The sequence below is a fragment of the Mesorhizobium sp. M7A.F.Ca.CA.002.09.1.1 genome, assembly GCF_003998555.1.
GTDB lineage: Bacteria > Pseudomonadota > Alphaproteobacteria > Rhizobiales > Rhizobiaceae > Mesorhizobium > Mesorhizobium ciceri.
Genome location: NZ_RZRR01000555.1, coordinates 1 through 3,830 on the forward strand (window position 1 = coordinate 1; position 3,830 = coordinate 3,830).

At 61.1% G+C, this 3,830-nt stretch carries 4 protein-coding genes; all 4 read right to left on the minus strand.

What is annotated here, in order from left to right; genetic code table 11:
- Nucleotides 1-12: 12 nt before the first annotated feature.
- Complete coding sequence (gene thrS / locus EN994_RS21825; protein WP_127307801.1) at nucleotides 13-1,989, minus strand: threonine--tRNA ligase; 1,977 nt, start codon at nucleotides 1,987-1,989, stop codon at nucleotides 13-15.
- A gap of 176 nt (nucleotides 1,990-2,165) precedes the next feature.
- On the minus strand, nucleotides 2,166-2,993 hold the full coding sequence (blaOXA, locus tag EN994_RS21830; RefSeq protein ID WP_013531977.1) for a class D beta-lactamase: 828 nt from the start codon (nucleotides 2,991-2,993) through the stop codon (nucleotides 2,166-2,168).
- A 135-nt stretch (nucleotides 2,994-3,128) separates the two neighbouring features.
- Nucleotides 3,129-3,503 (minus strand): membrane protein insertion efficiency factor YidD, encoded by a 375-nt coding sequence (gene yidD / locus EN994_RS21835; protein WP_027162584.1) that lies wholly within the window; start codon nucleotides 3,501-3,503, stop codon nucleotides 3,129-3,131.
- An 84-nt stretch (nucleotides 3,504-3,587) separates the two neighbouring features.
- Nucleotides 3,588-3,830, minus strand: a 243-nt coding sequence (locus tag EN994_RS35675) for a hypothetical protein (RefSeq protein ID WP_206530456.1), incomplete at its 5' end; no start/stop codon positions are given.

Consider the following 3,830-nt stretch of genomic DNA (forward strand, 5'->3'; position numbering starts at 1 on the left):
AAACCATGCCAATCAGGCCGCGCGTTTGCGCCGGCGGTCGGGTGTGACGGCCTCCTCAGTCAGTTGCGCGATCGCCTGGTCAAGGCCAAGCGATTCCTGGTCGCGCGAGCCCAGTCGGCGCATGTTGACCGTCTGCTCTTCCGCTTCGCGCTTGCCGCAGACGAGGATGACCGGAACCTTGGCCAGGCTGTGCTCGCGGACCTTGTAGTTGATCTTCTCGTTGCGCAGATCCGCTTCCGCCAACAGCCCAGCGGCCTTCAGCTTTGCCACCACCTCGGTCGCATAGTCGTCGGCATCCGACGTGATCGTCGCCACCACCACCTGCAGCGGCGCGAACCACAGCGGGAAATGGCCGGAATAGTTCTCGATCAGGATGCCGAGGAAGCGCTCCATCGAGCCACAGATGGCGCGGTGAACCATGACAGGCTGCTTCTTCTCGGAATCCGAGCCGATGTAGAAGGCGCCAAACCGCTCCGGCAGGTTGAAATCGACCTGCGTCGTGCCGCACTGCCATTCGCGGCCGATGGCATCCTTCAGCACATATTCGAATTTCGGCCCGTAGAAGGCGCCCTCACCCGGATTGATCGAGGTCTTGATGCGATTGCCGGACCGTGTCCTGATCGTCTCCAGCACGCCGCCCATGATCGCCTCGGCGTGATCCCACGCCTCGTCGGTACCGACGCGTTTGTCCGGCCGCGTCGACAGCTTGACGCTGATTTCGTCGAAACCGAAATCAGCATAGGTCGACAGGATCAGATCGTTGATGCGCAGGCATTCCGCCGCCAGCTGCTCTTCGGTGCAGAAGATGTGCGCATCGTCTTGCGTAAAACCGCGCACACGCATCAGCCCGTGCAGCGCGCCGGATGGTTCGTAACGGTGGACGTTGCCGAATTCTGCAAGTTTGACAGGCAGATCGCGATAAGACTTCAACCCATGCTTGAAAATCTGCACATGGCCCGGGCAGTTCATCGGCTTCAGAGCGAAGATCCGGTCGTCATCGGTATCGTCGCCGGCCACCGTCACCTTGAACATGGCGTCGCGATACCATCCCCAATGGCCTGACGTCTCCCACAGGCTCTTGTCGAGAACCTGCGGCGCGTTGACCTCCTGATAGCCCTGCTCGTCGAGGCGGCGGCGCATGTAGTTGACCAGGTTCTGGAACATCTTCCAGCCCTTGGCGTGCCAGAAGACGACGCCAGGCCCCTCTTCCTGGAAATGGAACAGGTCCATCTCGCGGCCGATCTTCCTGTGGTCGCGCTTCTCGGCCTCCTCCAGCATCGTCTGATAGGCTTCGAGCTGCGCCTGATCAGCCCAGGCCGTGCCGTAGATGCGGGTCAGCATCGGATTGTTCGAATCGCCGCGCCAATAGGCGCCGGCCACCTTCATCAGTTTGAAGGCGTTGCCGATCTGCCCCGTCGAGGCCATGTGCGGGCCACGGCAAAGGTCGAACCAGTCGCCCTGCGCGTAGATCTTGAGATCCTGATCCTCGGGAATGGCGTCGATCAGCTCCAGCTTGTAGCGTTCGCCCTTGTCGGCAAACACTTTCTTCGCCTTGTCGCGCGACCAGACTTCCTTGGTGAACGGCTTGTTGCGCGAAATGATCTCGCGCATCTTCTTCTCGATCACGGGAAAATCGTCAGGCGTGAACGGCTCGTTGCGGGCGAAGTCGTAGTAAAACCCGTTCTCGATCGCCGGCCCGATGGTCACCTGCGTTCCCGGCCACAATTCCTGCACGGCTTCCGCCAACACATGTGCGGCGTCGTGACGGATCAGTTCGAGTGCGCGCGGGTCGTCGCGGGTGACGATCTCGACCTTGCCGGATTTGCCAAGCGGATCGCTGAGATCGCGGACGGTGCCGTCGATCGCATAGGCGACCGCCTTCTTGGCCAGCGACTTCGAGATCGATTCGGCGAGGCCGGCACCGGTCATCGCCGCGTCGTATTCGCGGACGGAGCCATCGGGAAATGTCAGGGAAACGGAATTCAGCATGTATATCTCCTATCCAGTCCCGCAAACGAGCGCGGGTGGTTGAAATGCATGTCGCCCAAAAGTGTGTGGACGGTTTTGGGGTTACGACATGCAAAGAGTAGGCCGGATGCGTCCGGCAGCGGCTGTCTTTTATGGACAGATTCCGCCGCCGTAAAGCCCGGCTCAAATGTCAGACTTCATTTGATGAGCAGCGGCAGGTCCTTCAGGAACGCGGCTCGGGTCTTGAGGCCTTTGGGCATATCGGTCCGATCGGTGTCGACGACAAGGCGCGCAAAGACGATCTGGCGGCCATCCTTGTTCGCCCAGCCGACGAACCACCCAAGCGAGCGCTTATCCTGAACCTTGTCGGCATCGTTGCGCAGCCTGGTGCTTCCGGTCTTGCCCTGCACCGTCCAGCCTCCGGCCTGGAAGGTCGGGATGATGGCTGATGTCATGTCGTAGGCCCTGGCCGAGACAGGCAGCTTGCGGGCCAGCAGCTTGCGCAGGAAATCGACCTGCTCGACCGGCGTGATCTTGAGCGAGGAGTTTATCCAGGATTGGGTCAAACCATCATTCTTGCCGGGATTGCCGGAAACATCGGCATTGCCGTAGCCGAATTTGGAGACATAGCCAGCCAATTTTTCCGGCCCGAGCCGACTGGTGATTTCACGGGAGAACCAGACGATCGAATCCCGTTCCCAGATCACCGGATCGACGGTCTTCTGGTCCCGCTTCACCGCCTTGAACTCCGGCTTGTAGTCCCACGCCGGCGTATGCTCGTCGCTCAGGATCCCGCTGTCATAGCCGATCAGCGACAGCGGCACCTTGAACGTCGAGGCCGGGCTGAACCGCTGGTCGCACACTCCGTCCTGGTAAAGCGTCTTGCCGCTCGCCGCATCGGCGATCACCGTGCACTGCAAATCCCCCAGCGGCGCCGATTGCGCGCGCAGCGGAAATCCCAGCAGCCAGGCGAGCAGGAACAGGATCCCGGCAAAGATGAAGGGAAGACGGTCGAAATTGCGCATTTTCTGCTCGCTCCAGAAGGGGGTTCGCGAGCGGCTTAGCGGGGTCTCTTGTCTCGATTTTGTCTCAAATGCGCAGTCTTTGTGCAGGCTGTTGTTAACCCTACCGGATCGTAAACCTGCTATTCTCCCCGGCCATCATTCCTGCGCTTTGCCGCGCTTGCTGCCGATCCGCCAGTACCGCCAGGGCATGAACCAGAGATAGCGATCCGCAAGCGCCTCCGGCACGAGGTCTATGCCATGCGTGCCGAATGGCCCGCAGCGCAGCACGCGGAAGAATCCCATCCAGCCGCCGGCCCACAGGCCATGGCGGGCGATCGCCTCATGCGCATATTCCGAACAGGTCGGCAGATGCCGGCAGGAATTGCCGACAAAGCCCGACAGCGTCAGCTGGTAGAGGCGCACGAGCGACGTGCCGAGGAGACGGCCTGGCGTCTTGCGCCAGGGGCCGGGCCAGTTGCGGCCGCGTTTTTGCGACCCGTCTATATGCGCATGCCCATGCTGGTCGCGCACCACAGTCTCCGTATCGCGTTTCCCAGGCGATAGATGTGGACTTCCGCCGGAGAACGCAATCCCCGCTCCTTGCGCGCCCCGCCATCACGGACGGGAACGGCGAAACGGCTGCCTGTCAGCCGACGGCGCCCAGCGGCCACGACTGGCCGGCCCCTCGCGGCGCTTTGAATGCTGCTTTTCGTCACGCCATTGAAACGTCACGATCCGCATGACATCGCCAAAAATGTTCAGCAACTGGATCATGGTCGGTCTCCTTCGACATGGATTAGACCGCCGCTGGCCTTCGCCTTCAAACGAGTATAATTTCCACTTCGGATAATCCTGGGT